Below are 19,791 nucleotides of genomic sequence, written 5' to 3'. Positions count from 1 at the left end.
AAGAGTCCATGGCCATCCTGGTGCTGTCGAACCCTCTTCCGTCGGCACCGTTCGCCGCCGCTCTGCGACAAGCCTCCGGGGGCATCCCGGTCTGGACCGAACAAGACACCCCACCGCCCGAAGCGGTGGAATGCATCCTCGCCTGGCGCATGCGCGCCGGCATCCTGCCGCAGTACCCCAACCTGCGCGTGCTCTGCTCCACCGGCGCCGGCGCCGAGAAGCTGCTGGTCGACGACCTGCCCGAGCACGTGCCCGTCACGCGCGTGGTCGACCCGATGCAGGGCATCGAGATCGCGCAGTACGTGGTCGCGACCACGCTGCAGTTCACGCGTGACCTGGGCCTCTACGCCGAGCAGCAGATGCGCGCCGAGTGGAAGCGCCACCCGGTGCGCACCGCGGTGCGCTGCCGTGTCGGGGTGATGGGCCTGGGCGCCGTCGGCCAGGCCATCGCACGCGCCTTCCTCCCGCTCGGCTACCCGGTCGGCGGCTGGAGCCGCACGCCGCGCCAGGTGCCGGGGGTCGCCACCTTCGCCGGCCTGGACGAGCTGCCCGAGTTCCTCTCGCAGGCCGACATCCTCGTCTGCGCGCTGCCGCTCACCGACGAGACGCGCGGCCTGCTCAACCACCACACGCTGGCGCAGCTGCCGCGCGGCGCCTACTTCATCAACATCGGCCGCGGCGAGCAGGTGGTCGAGCCCGACCTGCGTGCGCTGCTCGATGGCGGCTACCTCGCCGGCGCGGCGCTCGATGTCTTCGAACGCGAGCCACCGCCGCCCGACAACTGGGTCTGGTCGCACCCGCAGGTGGTGGCCACGCCGCACATCGCCGCGCAGGCCTCCTTCGACACCGTGGCCCAGCAGTGCGTCGATGCGCTTCGACGCGCGCGCGACGGGCTGCCGCAACCCTTCGCAGTAGACCGACAACGCGGCTACTGACGCTCTTCCCCTTCCGCAAAAACAAAACAGGAGACAAGCCCATGACCCAATACCCCTCAACCTTGCGACGCACGCTCCTGGCCACCCTCGCGGCGAGCGCCGTGCTGCTCGCCGGCTGCGCCACAAGTGGTGGCGAGGCGGGCAAGACCCCCGGCACCATGAACGCCGCCGCGTTGCAGAAGCTCGACGACCTCGTGACCCGCGACGCCGCCGCCGGCCGTCTGCCGGGCGCGGTGATCCTGCTCTACCGCGATGGCAAGGTCGTGCATGAGAAGGCCATCGGCGTGCGCAACCCGCAAGCGCCCTCGCCGATGACGCCCGACACGATCTTCCGCATCTACTCGATGACCAAGCCCATCGTCTCGGTCGGCACGATGATGCTGGTGGAAGACGGCAAGGTCATCCTGCAGGCGCCCATCTCGCGCTACCTGCCCGAGTTCAAGGACCTGAAGCTCGCCGTCGAGAAGAAAGACGCCGCCGGCAACCCGGTGCTCGAGCTCGTGCCGTCGCCGCGCCAGCCCACCGTGCAGGACCTGCTGCGCCACACCTCGGGCCTGACCTATGGCGTGTTCGGCAAGTCGCTGGTGAAGAGCGAGTACCTGAAGGCCGGCGTCGAAGGCACCAACCTCAGCAACACCGACTTCTCCAAGCGCATCGCCACGATGCCGCTGGCCTACGTGCCCGGCACCACCTGGGAGTACAGCCGCTCGACCGATGTGCTGGGCGCACTCATCGAGCGGGTGTCGGGCCAGACGCTCGGCGCCTATCTGCAGCAGCGCATCCTCGGGCCGCTGGGCATGAAGGACAGCGGCTTCTCGGTGCCGGCCGACAAGCACGGCCGCATCGCCGAGCCCTACAAGGTCGATCCCGACAGCAAGCAGCCCGTGGAGCTGATCGACATCACCAAGCCCCCGGTCTATGAATCGGGCGGCGGCGGCATGGTGTCGACCGCAGCCGACTACCTGCGCTTCGCTCGGATGATGCTCAACGGCGGCGAGCTCGATGGCGTGCGCATCCTCTCGCCCAAGACGGTGGCCTCGATGATGAGCAACCACCTGAGCGACGACATGCTGCGCGCGAGCCGCGTGCCCGGCGCCACCACCGGCTACCTGCCCGGTCCGGGCTACGGCTTCGGCCTCGGCTTCGCGGTGCGCATGGCGCCCGGCGAATCGGCCAGCGCCAGCAGCGTGGGCGAATCCAACTGGGGCGGCTTCGGCGGCACCGCCTTCTGGATCGACCCGAAGGAAAAGCTCATCGCGATCTGGATGATGCAGGCACCGGGGCAGCGCGAGTACTACCGCGCGGTGTTCCGCAACATGGTGTATGGGGCGTTCTGACGACGCGCCTCGGCATGACCGCAACGGAGACACCATGACCCGCTGGAAACGCCGCCCCGAAGGATCGACCTGGGGCGACTTCGGGCCCGACGACCAGTTGGGCCGCCTGAACCTGCTGACGCCCGAGAAGGTGAAGCAAGGCATCGCCGAGGTGAAGGAAGGTCGCTCTTTCTGCCTTTCGCTCCCGCTCGACTACCCCGGTGGCGCCAAGCTCAACCCGCGCCGCAAGCCGCCCGACCTGCGCCCCACCGACCTGAGCGGCGACCCGTTCATGAACATGCCGCTGAAGCGCTTCGACAAGCGCAACACCGACATCGTCTGCGATGACCAGGTCAACATCACGCTGCAGTACTCCACGCAGTGGGACACCTTCGCCCACGTCGGCTCGTGGTTCGATGCCGATGGGGATGGCGAGCCGGAGAAGGTCTACTACAACGGCTTCCGTGCGCATGAAGACGTGCTCGGCCCGGGCGACCTGAAGCTCGCGGCCTGCGGCTGCGGCGAAGGCAACTCCTATGCGCTGAAGCTCGGCGTCGAGAACTTCGCAGTGAAAGCGATCCAGGGCCGCGGCGTGCTCGTGAACCTGCATGCGCACATCGGCAACACCCGCGAGCGGGTGGGCTACGAGCACCTGATGCGCATCCTCGACGCCGACAAGGTGCAGGTCGAGCCAGGCGACATGCTGCTCTTCTACACGGGCTTCGCCGACCTCATCCTCTCGATGAACAAGGAGCCCGACATGAAGGTGCTCAACAACGCCTGCGCCACGCTCGATGGCCGCGACGAGAAGCTCCTGCAATGGGTGACCGACAGCGGCGTGGCCGCGCTCATCGCCGACAACTACGCCGTCGAGGCCTACCCCGCGCGCGATACCGAAGGCGACGCCGAGCGCGCCGCGCTGCCGCTGCACGAGCACTGCCTCTTCAAGCTGGGCGTGCCCTTGGGCGAACTGTGGTACCTGACAGAACTCGCCAGCTGGCTGCGCGCCCACAATCGATCGCGTTTCCTGCTCACGGCACCGCCGCTGCGGCTGCCGGGTGCCGTCGGCTCGCCGGTGACCGCAGTCGCCACTGTCTGACCTTTCTATCCTCTCGCTCTCGTTCCCACATGGACCCGATCGCTGCCCCCTTCGAAAAAGACTTCGGCGTCATCGCCGACCAGGTGCGCGCGCACGCCAAGCGCGACCCGCAACACCTTGCCGTGGTCGACAAGACCGCGAGCGTCACCTACGCCCAGCTCGACGCGATGATGGACCGCGTGGCCGCCGCGCTGAAACGCGACGGCGTGAAGCCGCAGCAGGCGATCGCGATCTGTGCGTATTCGTCGGTGCATTACGCGGCGATCTTCCTCGGTGCGCTGCGCGCCGGCGTGGTGGTGGCCCCGCTCGCCCCGGGGTCGACCCCCGAGCAGTTGAAGGGCATGCTGACCGATGCCGAGGCGAAGATCCTCTTCACCGAAGAAGCCACCGCCGAGGCGGTGAACGGGGCCGAAGCGCTCGGCATCCGTCGCGTGTCACTCGACGGCTCGGCGGTCGGCGAGCAGCTCGTCGACTGGGTCGCGCCCTTCGGCACGACGTTCAAGGAAGTGAAGCCCGACCCCGACTGGGCCTTCAACATCATCTATTCCTCCGGCACCACCGGCACGCCCAAGGGCATCGTCCAGCCGCACAAGATGCGCTGGGCGCACGTGCGCCGCGGCGGCGATGCCTACCAATACGGCCCGGGCGGCACCACCATCCTCGCCACGCCGCTGTATTCCAACACCACGCTCGTCGTCTTCTTCCCCACCATCGCCTGGGGCGGCACCGTGGTGCTGATGCCGAAGTTCGATGCCAAGGGCTACCTCGAACTGGCACAGAAGCACCGCGTGACCCACACCATGCTCGTGCCGGTGCAGTACTCGCGCATCATGGCCGTGCCGGAGTTCGACTCCTTCGACCTGTCGAGCTTCAAGTTCAAGTTCTGCACCAGCGCGCCCTTCGGCGCCACGCTCAAGGCCGACATCCTCAAGCGCTGGCCAGGTGGCCTGGTCGAGTTCTACGGCATGACCGAAGGCGGCGGCACCTGCATCCTGGAAGCGCACACCTATCCGAACAAGCTGCACACCGTGGGCAAGCCCGCCGAGGGCCACGACATCCGCCTGATCGACGAGCACGGCAAGGTGGTGCCGCAAGGCGAGATGGGGGAAGTGGTGGGCAGGAGCGTCTCGATGATGAGCGGCTACCACCAGCAGCCCGGCAAGACACGCGACGCCGAGTGGTACAGCCCCGAGGGTGAACGCTTCATCCGCACCGGCGATGTGGGCCGCTTCGACGAAGACGGCTTCCTCACGCTGATGGACCGCAAGAAGGACATGATCATCAGCGGCGGCTTCAACATCTACCCGAGCGACCTCGAAGCGGTGATGCGCCAGCACGCCGCGGTGGCCGACGTCGCAGTGGTGGGCGTGCCGTCCGAAGCCTGGGGCGAGACGCCCGTCGCGTATGTCGTCAAGAAGCCCGGCGAGCCCATCACGGCAGAGGCGCTGCAGGACTGGTTCGCCCACCAAGTGGGCAAGACCCAGCGTGTGTCCGCGGTGCACTACATCGACGAACTGCCGCGCAGCGCGATCGGCAAGGTGTTGAAGCGCGAGCTGCGCGACCAGCACGTCAAGGGCCACGCGTGAGCGGCCAGCGCATCGGCTCGATCGACGAGCTGCTCAGCCTCTATGGCGAGCCCAGCGAGCGGGCGATGCGCAAGCAGCTCACGTCGCTCGAGAAACACACCCGCCGCTTCATCGAGCTCGCGCCCTTCGTCGTCGTCGCCACCAGCAGCGCGCAAGGCATGCCCGATGCGTCGCCGCGCGGCGGTGCGCCCGGTTTCATCAAGCCGTGGGACGACCGCACCCTGCTGATCCCCGATTCGCCCGGCAACAACCGCCTCGACTCCATGCGCAACATCGTCGAGACCGGCAAGATCGGCCTGATCTTCATGATCCCCGGCGTCGACGAGACGCTGCGCATCAACGGCGCCGCCCACCTCTCGCGCGACCCGGCGCACCTGGCGGCCCTGCCCGACGACAAGCGCCCGCCCAAGCTCGCGATCGTGGTCAGCACCGACGAGGTCTACCTGCACTGCCCCAAGGCCTTCATGCGCTCGAAGTTGTGGGAAGCGAGCGCGCAGATCCCGCGCGCCACCCTGCCCTCGCTCGGCGAGATGATCCGCGACCAGAGCGGCATGGAAGGGCCGGTCGAGACACAAGAACAGATGATCGAGCGCTACAGAGCGAATCTGTAGGCTCGACGAGAAGGGAAGGAGGGGAGAAGCCCGCCGCGGCGCGGGCAGCACACGCGTCATCGATGCGCGCGCACCCATGCAGGTGCGGCAGCCGCATCGCCACGCCCCAACAAAAGCGGAGCTGCAAGCTCCATCCAACACGTCAATGGAGGGTTGACCCATGTCCTACGAATTCATGTCCCGCGTGCTGAAGATCGCCACGCTCATCATCGGCGCTGCCGTGCTGCAAGGCTGCGTCACGGCGCAGTTCAAGCCGGCCGCACCCGGCACCACGCTCGCGATCCGCGGTGCGAGCGACAAGCAGGAACTGCCTCGCAGCGAAGACCTCGCCGCCAAGACCACCGGCCAATACGAGTTCATGGCCGTCTCGCCCAAGGGCGACAAGATGTACGGCCTCCTGCCGCTCAAGGTGAACCCCGGGAAGATCGTGATGAGCGCGCTGTTCTTCGCGCCAGCGATCTTCATCGCAGGCATCCGCGACCCGTTCAACTTCTACGAAATGGACCCGGCAGCCAACACCTTGCGCTACAAGACGAACGAAGCCGATGAGTGGACGGCCTACGTGCCGACCAAGTCGGAGTCCGATCGCGCGAGGCAGTACTTCGAAGCAGTGGCTCGCGGCTGCACGTTCCAGTGGGTGAACGGACAACAGACGGCCGTGTGCCCGCCTGCGGCGGCACCGGGCCTCCCCACGTCCCCCCCGGCCGGCGCGCCAACGGCGAACACGGCGGCCACGCCCACGAAGTAAGACGGGGGCCGGGGCGCAGACGCCCCGGTCACCCTGGTTCCCATGGGATCCAGGGTCGTGCCGATTGACGGTCTCCATTCATATCTATAGCCTTAACAGATATATCTGATAAGGCCATGACCGAACCGATCGTCACCACGTCCCTGGGCCCTGTGCGCGGCCGCAGCGCCGCACGGAGCATCGCCTTCAAGGGCATCCCGTACGCGGCTTCCACCGCCGGCGCCAACCGCTTCCTGCCACCGCAGCCTGCCATCCCATGGCAGGGCATCCGCGATGCCACGGCCTACGGCCCGAGCTGCCCCCAGCTCGTCACGCCACGCACGCGCATCTTTGAATGGCTCTCGAGCGAGGCCGCGCTCGGCGAAGAGTGCCTCGTGCTCAATGTCTTCACGCCGGCTGCCGACACCGCCCGGCGCCCGGTGATGGTCTACCTCCACGGCGGCGCGTTCGCCCTCGGCTCGGGCAGCTCGCACGTGTACGACGGCGGGGCGCTCACGCAAGGGGAAGACGTGGTGGTCGTCACCGTCAACCACCGGCTCAACCTCTTCGGCTACCTGACGCCGCTCGCGAACACGCACCCGCGTTTCGCCGACGCCGGCAACGCCGGCATGCTCGACCTCGTGGCCGCGCTGCAATGGGTGCGCGACAACATCGCGCGCTTCGGCGGCGACCCGGGCTGCGTGACGATCTTCGGCCAGTCGGGCGGCGGTGCGAAGGTCGCCATCCTGATGGCGATGGACGAAGCGAAAGGCCTCTTCCACCGCGCCATCGTGCAGAGCTCGTCTTCGGGCTTTCGCGTGCAGCCGCGCGAGGAGTGCGAGGCCGCCACGCGCAAGCTCTTCCAGAAGCTGGAGCTGGCTGAAGGTGACTTCGACGCATTGCAGGCCGTGCCGGCACAGACCTTGTTGCATGCCATGCAATCGGTGGTCGGTGCGAGCGGCGGGCAGGACAGCTTCCGCCCGGTGATCGACGGCCGCACGCTGAAGCGCCACCCATTCCACCCCACCGCACCCGAGGTGTCAGCGAGCGTGCCGCTGATGATTGGCCACACCCGCACCGAAGCGACCTTCTTCCTCGCCGCCGACCCGACGAACTTCACCGTCGACGGCGACGAAGCGCGCCAGCGCATCCGGCGTTTCCTGCGCGTCGACCCCGCGCAGGCCGATGCGGTGATCGCCGTCTATGAGCAGCACCACCCCGGCGCACCGGGCAGCGAACTGCTGGCCTACATCGCGAGCGACTACCTCTACCGCCTCAACAACATCACCGGCGCCGAGCAGAAGGTGAAGCAGGGCACGGCGCCCGTCTTCGCCTACGAGTTCGCGTGGGAGAGCTCCGTGTTGGGTGGCAAGTTCATGTCACCGCACACCGCCGAGATCCCCTTCGTGTTCGGCAACGTCGCGCTTGCCCGCGCCTTCACCGGTGACGGGCCGGAGCTTCCGAAGCTGGAGCGCCAGGTGATGAAGGCCTGGGCCCAGTTCGCCCGCAGCGGCAACCCGCAACACGACGAGCTGCCAGCCTGGCCCACCTACTCGCTCGAGACACGGGCCACGATGGTCTTCTCGGCCGACACGCAGGTCGTGAACGACCCGCGCGGCGCCGAGCGCATCGCCATCGCGCAGGTGCCTGCCTTTCACCCCGGCAGCTCGCTCTACGCGCGCTGAACAAGAGCCATGACGACCGCCCTGCCCCTCTCGCGCTACACCGTGCTGGACCTCACCATCGCCCGCGCCGGGCCCACGGCCGTGCGCCTGCTCGCCGACTGGGGCGCGCGCGTGATCCGCATCGAAGCGCCCCCCCGGCAGTCGACCGGCAACATCACCGGCGCCCTGCGCCGCAACGCCGACGAGCAGAACCTGCACCGCAACAAGCGCAGCCTGTGCATCGACCTCAAGCACCCGAAAGGCGTGGCGCTGCTGCACGAGCTCGTCAGGAAGGCCGACGTGGTGGTCGAGAACTTCCGCGCCGACGTGAAGACGCGCCTGGGCCTCGACTACGCGCAGCTGAAGGCCATCAACCCGCGCATCATCCTCGCGAGCATCTCCGGCTTCGGCCAGGACGGCCCGTATCGCGACCGCCCCGGTGTCGACCAGATCGTGCAGGGCCTCGCCGGCCTGATGTCGATCACCGGCGAGCCGGGCCGCGGGCCGATGCGTGCCGGCATCGCGGTGAGCGACACCTCGGCCGGCATGTTCCTCGGCCAGGGCATCCTGCTGGCCCTCCTGCACCGCGAGCACACGGGCGAGGGCCAATGGGTGCACACCTCGCTGCTGGAGGCCATGCTCAACAAGCTCGACTTCCAGGGCGCGCGCTACACCATGAGCGGCGAGGTGCCGCGCCAGCAGGGCAACTTCCACCCGACGGCCGTGCCGATGGGCGTGTTCGAGTCGAAGGACGGCCTCGTCAACCTGGCGGCGAGCACGCAGAAGATGTGGGCGGCCCTGTGCAAGACGCTCGGCGCCGACGATCTTTTCACCGACGCCGACTACGTGGACGTGCGCTCGCGCGTCAAGCATCGCGAGCGGCTCAACGTCGACGTCAACACCTTGACGCGCCGCTTCTCGACCGATGAGCTCGTCGAGAAACTCAACGCCGTCGGCGTGCCCTGCGGCCCGATCAACGACATCGGCCAGGCCTTCAACGACCCGCAGACGCAGCACCTGCGCATGACACGCCCGGCCCGGCACCCGGTGCTCGGCGAGGTGACGCTCGTGCGCTCGCCGATCAACCTCTCGGGCTTCCCGCACCCAGAGGCCTTCCACCATGCCGCGCCCGATGCCGGCGAGCACTCGCGCGAGCTGCTGGCCGAGCTGGGCTTCGACGCCGACACCATCGACCAGATGAAAGAACAAGGAGCCATCGCGTGAGCGCCATCCCCCTCAAGACCGACAAGCTCATTGCCACCGTCGAAGGCGGCATCGGCTGGCTCACCTTCAACAACCCCGAGCGCCGCAACGCGATCTCGCTGGAAATGTGGGCCGGACTCGGCGATGCGCTGGCCGCCTTCCAGCACGACGACGACGTGCGCGTGGTGGTGATGAAAGGCGCCGGCGGCAAGGCCTTCGCCTCGGGCGCCGACATCTCCGAGTTCGGCGAGAAGCGCGCCAACGCCGAGCAACGCAAGCAGTACGGCGAGGTGGCCGAGGCCGGCCGCCAGTGGCTGTCGAAACTCGACAAGCCGCTGATTGCGATGATCCAGGGCTTCTGCATCGGTGGCGGTCTCGCGGTCTCGCTGAGCGCCGACGTGCGCTTCGCGTCCGAAGGCTCGACCTTCGGCATCCCCGCCGCGAAGCTGGGCCTCGGCTACGACTACAGCGGCGTCGCCGCCCTGGCACGACTCGTGGGCCCCTCTTCCGCCCGCGACATCCTCTTCAGCGCCCGCTTCTTCGACGCCCAGGAAGCCCTGCGCATGGGCCTGCTCAACGCCGTGCTGCCCGAGGCCACGCTCGAAGAGCACGTGCGCCAGTACGCCGGCACCATCGCCCGCAACGCGCCGCTCACGATCCGCGCCGCCAAGGCGGCGGTCAACACCTTCGAGCGCTACTCGCGCACCGACGCCTCGCACGTGGCCGCGATGATCGACCAGTGCTTCAACAGCGAGGACTACATCGAGGGCCGCCAGGCCTTCATGGAAAAGCGCAAGCCGGAGTTCAAGGGCCGCTAGAGACGTGGGCCCCTCGGCCCGGCACGCACCTTCGCGCAGAATCGGGGCATGACACCCGAGCTCACGATCCGCGACCATGTCGCCACCATCACGCTGCGCCGCCCGCAGCAGGCGAACCGGCTCGCCCCCGAAGACCTGGCCGCACTCTCGGAGCACGTGGCCGCCATCAACGCACGCGACGAAGTGCTGGTGCTGCGCCTGCAGGCCGACGGCAAGTACTTCTGCAGCGGCTACGACATCGGCCAGATCGGCAGTGCCCGCGACGTGAGCTTCGACCAGATGGTCGACGCGCTGGAAGACGCGCGGCCCGTCACCATCGCCATCCTGCAAGGCGGCGTGTACGGCGGCGGCACCGACATGGCCCTGGCCTGCGACTTCCGCATCGGCTGCGACACGGTCGACATGTTCATGCCCGCTGCGCGCCTGGGCTTGCACTTCTACCAGCGCGGCATGGAGCGCTACGTGAGCCGGCTCGGCATCAACATGGCCAAGCGCCTCTTCCTCACCGCCGAGCGCATCGGCGCGCGCGAGATGCACGCCTGCGGCTTCCTCACGCACCTGGTGCCGGCCTATGAACTCACGCACACCGCCGACCAGCTGACGAACACGCTGTCGAGCATGGCACCGCTCGCGCTCCTCGGCATGAAGAAGCACCTGACGCGCATCGCCCGCGGCACGCTCGACGCCACCGACCTGCAGCGCGACATCGCGCGCGCCGCGCAGTCGGACGACCTGAAGGAAGGCGCCGCGGCCTGGGCCGAGAAGCGCACGCCGCAGTTCAAGGGCCGCTGATGCAGACGGCCAGCAGCTCCACCGCCCGCCACGAGGGACTGGACCGGCTGAAAGCCGGGCTGACGCTGCTGGTCATCTTCCACCACACCTCCATCACCTACGGCGGCGCGGGCGGCTGGTTCTACCGCGAGGTAGGGCAAGGCGACACACCCTCGTCGATCCTGCTCACCTTCTTCTGCGCGGTGAACCAGGCCTATTTCATGGGCCTCTTCTTCCTCATCGCCGGCTACTTCACGCCGCGTGCCTTGCAGGAGAAGCGCCCGGCGCAGTTCCTGCGCGACAAGTTCGTGCGACTGGGCATTCCGCTGCTGGTCTTCGGCTGGCTGCTCGGGCCGATGACCATCGCGCTGGTGCAGTCGGTGCAGCGCGAACTGCCACTCACCGACGTGCTGCTCTCGCTGTGGCGGCGCGCTGTATTCGAGCAGGGGCCGCTGTGGTTTGCGAAGGCGCTGCTGGTGATGGCGCTGGTGAGCCTGCTCGTGCACCGGCTGCTTGGCTGGCCCCGCGAGGGCTCGCGCCCGTTTCCGTCGAACGGGCAGCTGCTCGCCGCCGCGCTCGTGTGCGGCGCCGTGGCCTTTGCGTTGCGGCTGGTGTGGCCGGTGGGCCGCGAGTTCTGGGGCCTGCAGCTCGGCTACTTCGCCAGCTACGTGATCCTCTACATCGCGGGCGGCCTGGCGGCACAGCGCGGCTGGCTGCAGCAGCTCTCGCAGCCGGCGCCCGAGGCGCAGGTGCGCCGCTGGCGCCGCATCGCGTGGATCACGCTGCCGCTGCTCGCACCACTCGCGCTGCTGAAGGATGCCTCGCCGCTGTTCCAGGGCAACCCGATGGGCGGCTGGAACGTGCCGGCGCTGATGTATGCCTTCTGGGAGCCGTTCGTCGCCTGGGGCGTGATCCTCCTGCTGCTGGCGCGTGCGCAGCGGCCGGTGGCGTCGTCACCGCTGTGGCAGAAGCTGTCGCGGCGTGCGTATGCGATGTACGTCATCCACCCCTTGCCGGTGGTGGCGATCGCGCTGGCCACGCGCATGGTGCCGGCCCCGGCGCTGGTCAAGTTCGCCGTCGTCGGCAGCCTCAGCTGCATCGCCTGCTACCTGATCGCCGGGGCGCTGTTGCGCCTGCCCGGGGTGCGGCGCGTGCTGTAATTCCGGCACCCCACTCCGGGCCCGTCGCCACACCATGCCAGCCAAGAAGACCGCCGCTGCCGCCGTGCCCGGCCCTGCCGAAGGCGCCTTGCGCGAGGAGCAACTCATCACCATCGCGGCCCACCTCTTCGCGCAGAAGGGCTACGAAGGCACCTCGCTGCGCGACATCGCCGAGCAAGCCGGCGTCACCAAGGCCGCGCTGTACTACTGGTTCCCCGAGAAGGAAGCGCTGTTCCAGCGCGTGGTGGCCGGGCGCATGGCCGCCCTGGTGCAGATGGCCACCGAAGCGGTGGCGTCGGCGGCCACGCCGGTCGAGAAGATCCGCGCCTTTCTCATCTGCAGCGCCGAGCAGATCGACCACGACCGCCCGGGCTGGATCAGCACGTCCAACACCTTCTGGTCCAACTTCGACCCCGAACAGCGCAAGGCCATCGTGCCCGAGCGAGACCGCTTCGAGCGCCTGTTGCGCCAGTGCGTGAGCGATGCGGTCGCCGATGGCAGCTTTCGCGACGTCGACCCCGCACTCGCCACCCGGCTGCTGCTGTCGGGCCTGAACCAGCTGCCGCGCTGGCACAAGCCCGGGGGGCCGCTCACCGCGGTGCAGGTGGTCGAGCAGTACCTCGACATGCTGCTCGCGGGCCTGGCCGCGCCGCGAAAAGACTGAGACCCCCCATGAAGCTCATCGACTGCACCGAAGACCGCCACGCCGCCGCCATCCTCGAGATCTTCAACGACGCCATCGTGAGCTCGACCGCGCTCTACGACTACAAGCCGCGCGCGCCCGAGTCGATGGTGGCCTGGTTCGCCACCAAGCGCGCCAATGGCTTCCCGGTCATCGGCGTGAAAGACGAGGCCGGCACGCTGCTGGGCTTTGCGAGCTACGGCACCTTCCGCGCGTGGCCGGCCTACAAGTACAGCGTGGAGCATTCGATCTACATCCACCGCGATCACCGCGGTCGGGGCCTCGGCCGCACCCTGCTGCAGGCCATCGTCGACGCCGCGCGCGAGCGCCAGGTGCACACGCTGATCGGCGGCATCGACGCGGCCAACGACGCGAGCATCGCGCTGCACCGCGCGATGGGCTTCGAGCACGCCGGCACCATCCGCCAGGCCGGCTTCAAGTTCGGCCGCTGGCTCGACCTGGCCTTCTACCAGCGCATCCTCGAGACGCCAGCGCAGCCGGTCGACGGCTGACCGAGCGCCGCGCGGCGGCCCTGTGGCGGCCCCCGACCTGAAAAGCCGCGCCTGTCCTACAGCCTGCGGCCGCGGCAGCGCCTACTGTGTGGACTCTCGCTGGCATCGCACGAGGTCACCCCATGGCACAAGCAGCACTGAGACTCTCCCGCCCCGCGTGGGCCGCCCTCGCCGGCGCGCTGGCGCTCACCGCCGCCGGCGTGGCGCGGCACGTCCTCCGGCAGCGCGGGCGCCGCACCGTGGCCGGCCCCGCCGGCAAGCTCGTCGTCGACGATGGCGGCCAGGGCGGCGTGCCGGTGCTCTTCGTGCATTCGTATGCCGGCACCAGCGCGCACTGGGCGGCCCAGCTCGCGCACCTGCGGCGGCATCGGCGCGCCATCGCGCTCAACCTGCGTGGGCACGGCGGCTCGGCCGCGCCGGCGGACCGCGACTACGCCGTGCCCTCGCTCGCGCACGACATCGCCGCGGCGGCCGATGCGCTCGGGCTGCAGCGCTTCGTGCTCGTCGGCCACAGCCTGGGCGGCACGGCGGCTGCGGCCTATGCCGCCCAGCACCCGGAGCGCCTGGCCGGCCTCGTGCTCGTGGCGACACCCGGCCCCACGCCGGCCGAGATCTCGCAGGAGGTGCTGCGCGCGCTGGAGCGCGACTACACGCGGGTGATGGCCGACTACTGGCCGTCGATGACCCAGGGCGCGCGACCGCAGGTCCAGGCGAGGCTCAATGCCGACATGCGCCGGCTCTCACGCAAGGACTCCAAGGCCCTGATCGCGGCCGGCTTCGCGTACGACCCATCGCCCGCGCTCACGAGCTACCGCGGCCCGGCGCTGCTCATCGACACGGTGCATGGCGAGACGTCGAGTGCCCTGCACCTGCTCGTGCCGCAGGTGCCGCGCCAGCGGCTCACCGGCACCAGCCATTGGCCGCACCTCGACGACCCCGACACCGTCAACCGCCTGCTGGATCGCTTCCTCGCCAGCGTGCCGGCGCAGGCCCCGCTGAAGGTGGTCTCAGGCTGACTCAGTACTTCTTCAACTGGGCCAGCAGGTCGGCGTGGTAGGTCGCGTCGCCGAACAGCTCCTGCAGCACCCGCGCGCGCTTCATGAAGAAGCCCATCTCGAACTCGTCGGTCATGCCGATGCCGCCGTGCATCTGCACACCCTCCTGCACCGCGAGCGTGACCGTCGTGCCGGCCTTGGCCTTGGCGACCGAGGCAAGGCCGATTGCAGTGGGCGTGCCTTCGTCAAGCGCCTGCAGCGCCTTCAGCACCGCCGAGCGGGTGAACTCGATCTCGCAGTAGAGGTGCGCCGCACGGTGCTGCAGCGCCTGGAACTCGCCGATGATCTTGGTGAACTGCTGGCGTTCCTTGAGGTAGTTGACGGTGCGGGCGAACACCTCGTCCGCGATGCCGAGCATCTCGGCCGAGGCCGCCACACGGCCGGCACTCAGCGCAGCGTTGAGCGGCAGCAGGCCTTCGCCCACCTTGCCGAGCACGGCGCTCTCGGGCACCGGGATATTGTTCAAGGTGACACGCGCGGCGTTGTGCGCATCGACCATCACCACACGCTCCACGCTCACGCCCTTCGTCTTGGCATCGACGAGGAAGAGCGTCACGCCCGCGAGCTCACCCTTCGCGCCGCTGGTGCGGGCGGCGACGATGAAGAGATCGGCCACGTGGCCGTCGAGCACGAAGGTCTTGTGGCCGTCGAGCGTGTAGCCGCTGGCTGACTTCTCTGCCTTGAGCGCGGTGTTGCGCGGGTTGTGCTTGCTGTGCTCGTCGACCGCGAGCGTGGCAATGAGTTCGCCGGACGCGATCTTCGGGAGGATGGCCTGCTTCTGCGCCTCCGTGCCGGCGGCGAGGAGCGCGGTGGCCGCAACGACGTTGGAGGCGAGGAAGGGCGAGGCGGTGAGGTTGCGGCCGATCTCTTCCATCACCACGCCGGCTTCGACCAGGCCGAGGCCCATGCCGCCATAGGCCTCGGGGATCAGCACACCGGTGAAGCCCATCTCCGCGAACTGCTTCCACAGGCTGCGGCTGAAGCCGTCGGCGTTGCGGGTGTCGCGCAGCTTGCGCAGCTCGGAGACGGGGGCGTTGTCGGCGAGGAAGGACTTTGCGCTGTCGCGCAGCATCCCCTGCTCTTCAGTGAGGACGAGTGCCATGAGGTGTTCAGGCTCCGGGAAGGTTCAGGATGCGTTTGGCGATGACGTTGAGCTGGACCTCGCTCGTGCCACCTTCGATGGAGTTGCCTTTCGTGCGCAGCCACGCACGCGCCAGCGCACCTTCGCGCGAGCGCGGGCTTTCCCAGTCGAGTGCATCGCTGCCACCCGCCTGCATCATCAGTTCATGGCGCCGCTTGTTGAGCTCGGCGCCGTAGTACTTGAGCACCGAGCTGAAGGCCGGGTTGCCCTGGCCGGCGCGGGCCATGTCCATTGCGCGCTCCATGGTCAGGCGGAACGCGGCCTCGTCGACCTCGAACTGCGCGATCTGCGCGCGCAGCACCGGGTCGGCGACCTTGCCTTGCGCATCGGCGCCCACCTGCTCGAGCGCGAAGACGCCGAGCGGCTTGGCCGCGCCGCGGTCGCCGATGCCACCGATCATTTCGCGCTCGTGCGTCAGCAGGTACTTGGCGACATCCCAACCGGCGTTGAGCGTGCCCACGAGGTTCTTCTTCTCGACGCGCACGTTGTCGAAGAAGGTCTCGCAGAAGGGCGACTTGCCCGAGATCAGCAGGATGGGCTTGGTGGTGACACCGGGCGTCTCCATGTCGAACAGCACGAAGCTGATGCCGGTGTGCTTCTTCGCCTGCGGGTCGGTGCGCACCAGGCAGAAGATCCAGTCGGCCTTGTCGGCGTAGGAGGTCCAGATCTTCTGGCCGTTGACGATGAAATGGTCGCCCTTGTCTTCGGCCCGCGTCTGCAGCGACGCGAGGTCGGAGCCGGCATTGGGCTCCGAGTAACCCTGGCACCAGCGGATCTCGCCACGCGCGATGGGCGGCAGGAACTCGAGCTTCTGCTCGTGCGTGCCGAACTTCAGGAGCGCGGGCCCGAGCATCCAGATGCCGAAGCTCTGCACCGGCGCGCGGCAGTTGAGCGCGCGCATCTCCTGCGCGAGGATCTTGGCCTCGTCGCCACTGAGCCCGCCACCGCCGTATTCCTTCGGCCAGGTCGGCACCGTCCAGCCCTTGGCGGCCATGCGCTCGAGCCACACCTTCTGGGCGTCGGACGAGAACTTCCACTGGCGACCGCCCCAGCAGACGTCGTCTTCGCTGGTGACGGGCTTGCGCATCTCCGGGGGACAGTTCTGCTCCAGCCACGCGCGCGTGGCCTCGCGGAAGGTCTTGAGCTCGGGCTTCTCTGCCATCGCAGTGCTCATGAACCGGCTCCGATCAGATGGTCACGCCGCCGTCGATGACGAGCGCCTGGCCCGTCATGAACGAGCCTGCCTTGGAGGCGAGGAACACCGCGGCGCCGGCGATCTCGTCAGGCTCGCCGATGCGGCGCAGCGGGGCATTGGCGGTCGAGCGCTTGAGGGTCTCGGGGTTGTCCCACAGCGCTTTCGCGAAGTCGGTCTTGATGAGGCCGGGGGCGATGCAGTTCACGCGCACGTTGCTCGGGCCGTACTCCACGGCGAGGTTGCGCGCGAGCTGGAAGTCCGCTGCCTTGGAGATGTTGTACGCGCCGATCACCGGCGAGCCGCGCAGGCCGCCGATCGATGACACGATGATGATCGCACCGTCTTTCCGTTCGATCATCTGCGGCGCGGCAAAGTTGATCAGCCAGTGGTTGGCGATCACGTTGTTCTCGAGGATCTTGCGGAACTGGTCGTCCTCGATGCCGGCGAGCGGGCCGTAGTACGGGTTCGACGCGGCGTTGCACACCACGATGTCGATCTTGCCGAACTGCTTGTTCGTTTCCTCGACGAGGTGCTGCAGGTCGGCCTTTGACGAGATGTTGGCCGGGATCGAGATCGCGCGGCCCGCACCATGGGCCTTGTTGATGGCGGCGGCCACCTCGGCGCAGGGCTCGGGCTTGCGCGACGAGATCACGACCTTGGCGCCCTGCTCGGCCATGCGCTCGGCGATCGCCTTGCCGATGCCGCGCGACGAACCGGTGATGACGGCGACCTTGCCTGTGAGATCGAACAACGACATGAGAGCTTCCTTGCTGGTTAAATGGAGGCGGTTTCGAACCGGGTACAAGGCCGGCCAGAACGACCAACCCATTTTTCTAACCCGTTGCCTCCGAGTGATGATCTTCCCTGTGAGAACAGGGCTTTTTCTGAGCCTCGGAAAACATACCAGATTGTTTGAAAGAGGACTATGAGCATTAGCTTTGACGGCCGTGTCGCGATCGTGACAGGTGCAGGGGGCGGCCTGGGCCGCGAGCACGCACTCGGGCTCGCCCAGCGTGGCGCCAAGGTGGTGGTGAACGACCTCGGCCCTGGCGCGCAAGCCGTGGCCGACGAGATCAAGGCCGCCGGTGGCCAGGCCCTCGCGGTGTCGTGCTCGGTGACCGACTTCGATGCGGTGCAGGCGATGGTCAAGACCACGATGGACACCTGGGGCCGCGTCGACATCCTCGTCAACAACGCCGGCATCCTGCGCGACAAGAGCTTCTCCAAGATGGAGATGGCCGACTTCAAGCTCGTGGTCGACGTGCACCTGATGGGCGCGGTGTACTGCACGAAGGCGGTGTGGGACATCATGCGCGCGCAGAAGTACGGCCGCATCGTCAACACCACCTCGTCGTCGGGCCTGTACGGCAACTTCGGGCAGTCGAACTATGGCGCCGCGAAGATGGCACTCGTCGGCCTGATGCAGACGCTCTCGATCGAAGGCGCGAAGGACAACATCAAGGTCAACTGCCTCGCCCCCACCGCGGCCACGCAGATGACCGAAGGCCTGATGCCGCAGGTGGTGCTGGACGCGCTCAAGCCCGCCGCGGTGACGCCGGGCCTGCTCTACCTCGTGAGCGAAGACGCGCCGAGCCGCGTGATCCTCAACGCCGGCGCCGGCACTTTCGAGCGCGCCTACGTCACCATGACCAAGGGCGTGCACATCGGCATGGTGGATGACGCCGACGACCAGGTGGCCGCGCAGTTCGAGGCCATCTCCGACCGCGACGAGGAAGTGGTGCCGCAAAGCGGCAGCGAGCAGGGGCGCAACGAAGTCGGCCAGGCAATGGCCGCGGCGCAGAAGTAAACAAGGCGCGCCGGGAGACCCGGCGTCAGGCGGCGAGCGACGCGGACAGCGGCGCCGCCGCGGGCAGCTCCAGCGTGAACACCGAGCCGCGGCCCGGCTGCGAGCGCAGCGTGAGTGATGCGCCCATCAGCGCAGACAGGCGTTGCGCGATCGAAAGACCCAGCCCCAGGCCCTTGCGGTCCTGAGGGCCTGGCGCCTGCTGCACATCGGGCACCTGGTAGAACTCTTCGAAGACACGCTCGCGCTCGTGCTCGGGAATGCCCACACCGGTGTCCCACACCTGCAGCTGCACACGCCCGCCGCGCCGGCGGCAGCCCACCAGCACGCCGCCATCGGGCGTGTAGCGAATGGCGTTGGCGACCAGGTTGCGCAGGATGCGCTCCACGAGCACGGGGTCGGCATGCACCCGGCAGGCCGCACCGCGGAAGCGCAGGGACAGGCCCTTGTCGAAGGCCACGGGCTCGAAGTGCAGACGCAGCTTGCGGAACACCTCGCGCACCTCGAAGTCCTCCGGCGACACGGTCACCGCGCCGCCGTCGATCTTGGTGACGTCGAGCAACTCGGAGAACAGGTCTTCGAGTGCACCGACCGAGCTGTGCAGGCTGGCGACGAGCGGCGCGAGCGCGCGGTCCTGGCTGCGCTGGCTGAGCGCTTCAGAAAGCAAGCCCATCGCATGCAGCGGCTGGCGCAGGTCATGGCTGGCCGCGGCGAAGAACTGCGTCTTGGCGCGGTTGGCCACCTCCGCCTCGTGGCGCGCCGCATCGGCCACGTGCCGGGCCTCCTCGGCCAGCTCCTTCTCGCGCCGCAGCTGAGTCATCACGACGCCGCCGAATCGGCGCAATTGCAGCAGGTGATGGCGTGCGATGAAGGTGGTGCCGCCGACCACGCCGAGCACGAAGAGCGCGGCCATCAGGTCGCTCAACCGGCCCGGCAGGGCAATGCGCACCAGCAACGGCCCGATCAGCAGCAGGCAGTTCACCTCGAACGCACGGAAGGCCGCCACGGTGTGGAAGGCATTGAGCATGCACAGCCCGTAGAGCACGAAGCCGAGCAGCAGCGTCTCGATGGCACTGCCGTGGCCATAGAGCAGCCAGCCGTTGAAGCCCCAGTAGAGCCCCGTCACGGTGGCAAGCAGGAACCACAGCGGCTGCGAGTCGCGGGCCTGGCGGTCGGGCCGGGCGCGCCAGGCCTTCAGCGCGCGGATGATGGCCAGCCGCGCGCCGATGAAGACCGCGAGCCCCACGACCCACGCGATGCGCTCGGCGGTGGGCAGGCTGGGCCAGTACCACGGCACGAGCAGGAAGGCGAGGGCCAGGTAGAGCGCGGTGAGGCGAGGCAGGATCCAGAAGCCTCGGTCCAGCCATTCGACCTCGTCGGTCAGTCCGCCAGTGTTCGGGGCCGGGGAGAAGGCGACTTGCTTCCCGGGTGCTTTCAGGGCAGTCATGCCACGCCGTCGAGTTGGTTCAATGTCGGCCGCCCGGCGCACGACGTAAAGGAAAGGAACACAAA

General features: G+C 68.3%; 19 protein-coding genes. 15 read left to right on the top strand and 4 right to left on the bottom strand.

The genetic code is table 11. From position 1 onward, the window contains the following. Positions 1-8: 8 nt before the first annotated feature. The 14 genes from JI745_RS19950 (at position 9) to JI745_RS19885 (ending at position 14,100) form a co-directional block, all read left to right on the top strand. Positions 9-935 (top strand): glyoxylate/hydroxypyruvate reductase A, encoded by a 927-nt coding sequence (locus tag JI745_RS19950; RefSeq protein ID WP_201811060.1) that lies wholly within the window; start codon positions 9-11, stop codon positions 933-935. A gap of 41 nt (positions 936-976) precedes the next feature. Next, positions 977-2,272, top strand: a complete 1,296-nt coding sequence (locus JI745_RS19945; protein ID WP_236675061.1) for a serine hydrolase — start codon at positions 977-979, stop codon at positions 2,270-2,272. A gap of 34 nt (positions 2,273-2,306) precedes the next feature. Beyond that, positions 2,307-3,350, top strand: a complete 1,044-nt coding sequence (locus JI745_RS19940) for a cyclase family protein (protein WP_201811058.1) — start codon at positions 2,307-2,309, stop codon at positions 3,348-3,350. 29 nt (positions 3,351-3,379) lie between these two features. Continuing rightward, the gene (locus JI745_RS19935) at positions 3,380-4,936 is read left to right on the top strand and encodes a class I adenylate-forming enzyme family protein (protein ID WP_201811054.1); all 1,557 of its coding nucleotides are present in this window, start codon (positions 3,380-3,382) and stop codon (positions 4,934-4,936) included. After that, positions 4,933-5,547 (top strand): pyridoxamine 5'-phosphate oxidase family protein, encoded by a 615-nt coding sequence (locus JI745_RS19930; protein WP_310738708.1) that lies wholly within the window; start codon positions 4,933-4,935, stop codon positions 5,545-5,547. The genes JI745_RS19935 and JI745_RS19930 overlap by 4 nt, the downstream gene beginning before the upstream one ends. Positions 5,548-5,707: 160 nt before the next feature. Next, complete coding sequence (locus JI745_RS19925) at positions 5,708-6,295, top strand: hypothetical protein (protein ID WP_201811051.1); 588 nt, start codon at positions 5,708-5,710, stop codon at positions 6,293-6,295. A gap of 116 nt (positions 6,296-6,411) precedes the next feature. Then, a complete protein-coding gene (locus tag JI745_RS19920; RefSeq protein ID WP_201811048.1) occupies positions 6,412-7,959 on the top strand; it encodes a carboxylesterase/lipase family protein in 1,548 nt (515 codons plus the stop codon). Between the two features lie 9 nt (positions 7,960-7,968). Beyond that, the gene (locus JI745_RS19915; RefSeq protein ID WP_201811046.1) at positions 7,969-9,162 is read left to right on the top strand and encodes a CaiB/BaiF CoA-transferase family protein; all 1,194 of its coding nucleotides are present in this window, start codon (positions 7,969-7,971) and stop codon (positions 9,160-9,162) included. Then, on the top strand, positions 9,159-9,959 hold the full coding sequence (locus JI745_RS19910; RefSeq protein ID WP_201811044.1) for an enoyl-CoA hydratase: 801 nt from the start codon (positions 9,159-9,161) through the stop codon (positions 9,957-9,959). Before JI745_RS19915 ends, JI745_RS19910 begins: the two co-directional genes overlap by 4 nt. A 48-nt stretch (positions 9,960-10,007) precedes the next feature. Beyond that, positions 10,008-10,751, top strand: coding sequence for an enoyl-CoA hydratase/isomerase family protein (locus JI745_RS19905; RefSeq protein ID WP_201811041.1), 744 nt, complete (start codon positions 10,008-10,010; stop codon positions 10,749-10,751). After that, entirely contained in the window at positions 10,751-11,890 is a 1,140-nt protein-coding gene (locus tag JI745_RS19900) for an acyltransferase (RefSeq protein WP_201811039.1), read from the top strand. Before JI745_RS19905 ends, JI745_RS19900 begins: the two co-directional genes overlap by 1 nt. Positions 11,891-11,924: 34 nt before the next feature. Next, a complete protein-coding gene (locus tag JI745_RS19895; RefSeq protein ID WP_201811035.1) occupies positions 11,925-12,554 on the top strand; it encodes a TetR/AcrR family transcriptional regulator in 630 nt (209 codons plus the stop codon). Between the two features lie 8 nt (positions 12,555-12,562). Then, positions 12,563-13,084, top strand: a complete 522-nt coding sequence (locus JI745_RS19890; RefSeq protein ID WP_201811031.1) for a GNAT family N-acetyltransferase — start codon at positions 12,563-12,565, stop codon at positions 13,082-13,084. A gap of 122 nt (positions 13,085-13,206) precedes the next feature. Then, positions 13,207-14,100 carry an alpha/beta fold hydrolase gene (locus JI745_RS19885; RefSeq protein WP_201811029.1) on the top strand — a complete coding sequence of 298 codons (894 nt, stop codon included), beginning with the start codon at positions 13,207-13,209 and terminating at the stop codon, positions 14,098-14,100. A 1-nt stretch (position 14,101) separates the two neighbouring features. Here the strand turns inward: JI745_RS19885 and JI745_RS19880 are convergent, their stop codons facing one another. From JI745_RS19880 to JI745_RS19870, 3 genes are read right to left on the bottom strand one after another with little or no spacing between them, the layout of a single operon-like run. Continuing rightward, positions 14,102-15,241 carry an acyl-CoA dehydrogenase family protein gene (locus tag JI745_RS19880; RefSeq protein ID WP_201811026.1) on the bottom strand — a complete coding sequence of 380 codons (1,140 nt, stop codon included), beginning with the start codon at positions 15,239-15,241 and terminating at the stop codon, positions 14,102-14,104. 7 nt (positions 15,242-15,248) lie between these two features. Further along, positions 15,249-16,454 (bottom strand): acyl-CoA dehydrogenase family protein, encoded by a 1,206-nt coding sequence (locus tag JI745_RS19875; RefSeq protein ID WP_236675060.1) that lies wholly within the window; start codon positions 16,452-16,454, stop codon positions 15,249-15,251. A 13-nt stretch (positions 16,455-16,467) separates the two neighbouring features. After that, positions 16,468-17,232 (bottom strand): SDR family oxidoreductase, encoded by a 765-nt coding sequence (locus tag JI745_RS19870; RefSeq protein ID WP_201811023.1) that lies wholly within the window; start codon positions 17,230-17,232, stop codon positions 16,468-16,470. Positions 17,233-17,400: 168 nt separating this feature from the next. On the opposite strand from JI745_RS19870, the gene JI745_RS19865 reads away from it, so the two are divergent. Beyond that, complete coding sequence (locus tag JI745_RS19865) at positions 17,401-18,282, top strand: SDR family NAD(P)-dependent oxidoreductase (RefSeq protein ID WP_201811020.1); 882 nt, start codon at positions 17,401-17,403, stop codon at positions 18,280-18,282. 25 nt (positions 18,283-18,307) lie between these two features. On the opposite strand, the gene JI745_RS19860 is transcribed toward JI745_RS19865, so the two are convergent. Further along, complete coding sequence (locus tag JI745_RS19860; RefSeq protein ID WP_201811017.1) at positions 18,308-19,726, bottom strand: HAMP domain-containing sensor histidine kinase; 1,419 nt, start codon at positions 19,724-19,726, stop codon at positions 18,308-18,310. Positions 19,727-19,791 lie beyond the last annotated feature (65 nt).

Origin of the sequence: Piscinibacter sp. HJYY11, from assembly GCF_016735515.1 — a bacterium.
GTDB lineage: Bacteria > Pseudomonadota > Gammaproteobacteria > Burkholderiales > Burkholderiaceae_C > Rhizobacter.
Note: the sequence above shows the minus strand (reverse complement) of the source record. Positions and strands in the feature narration are given on the sequence as shown.